Origin of the sequence: Aporhodopirellula sallentina SM41 (genome assembly GCF_000346505.1) — a bacterium.
Taxonomy (GTDB): domain Bacteria; phylum Planctomycetota; class Planctomycetia; order Pirellulales; family Pirellulaceae; genus Rhodopirellula; species Rhodopirellula sallentina.
Genome location: NZ_ANOH01000266.1, coordinates 1 through 833, shown reverse-complemented (window position 1 = coordinate 833; position 833 = coordinate 1). Strand labels below are relative to the sequence as shown.

The 833-nt window shown below is 60.3% G+C and carries 1 protein-coding gene; it reads right to left on the bottom strand.

Annotated features, from left to right (window positions below):
* Positions 1 to 165 precede the first annotated feature (165 nt).
* A partial coding sequence (locus tag RSSM_RS17820) for a transposase (protein WP_044302905.1) occupies positions 166 to 833 on the bottom strand: 668 nt, incomplete at its 5' end.

Below are 833 nucleotides of genomic sequence, written 5' to 3'. Positions count from 1 at the left end.
CCCGAAACTCTTGGCGGTTTGTCGATTTATCGTCGGTTTGCTTTGATTTTGATGGTTTCCCCCTTACCCCCGCCTTCGACGATTGCGCAGCGGTAGCTACGGGGATCGTCGAAGGGTTGGAGGAAAGACGGGCGGGTGATGTTGGCACGATGCCAGGAAGCCGAACTACGGCACCGAGGCTCGGGCTTGCGGACGACTGAGGCTCAGCAAGCGATGCAGGTTGTGGGCGATGCACAGCAAGGTCCACTCCGCTCGCACCTTGTCCAACCCGCGAACCAGGAACTCGCGGACGCCGAAGCCTCGCTTGATCAGCGCGAACGGTCGTTCCGTGACGGCCGCTCGGCGTGCGTATTTCTTCCGAGATCGCTCGGTCTGCATCTTCGTCGTATGAGCTTGTTTGACCCGCTCGTGCTTGCCGTTCTCGATCCGGCGGCCGTACTGGTTGCGACAGTTCTTGAAACACTTTGCCCGCAGCGGACACTCCGTACACTCGCTCTTGGCGATCCGGTAGAGGTAACGCTCCGACTTACTCCGCTCGCTACGTCGCTCGAGCGTCTTACCCATCGGACAGTAGTAAACGTCTGCTTCGGAGTCATACAAGAACGCTGACTTGTCGAACGTTCGCGTGTCGGCTTCGCCCTTCTTGGGCTTCTTACCTCGCAGCGGAAGATCCTCGATGCGGTCCTCGGCCACCGGCTGTGTCGGGTCGTCGCGATAGGCTGGGTTCTCCGGGCCGGCGGGCGTGAAGAACTCGATGTTCTTCTCCGGGCAAGCAGCGATGTTCTCACCGGTCGCCATCAGCCCATCGGCGAGCACTTCGATCTCACGTTGCT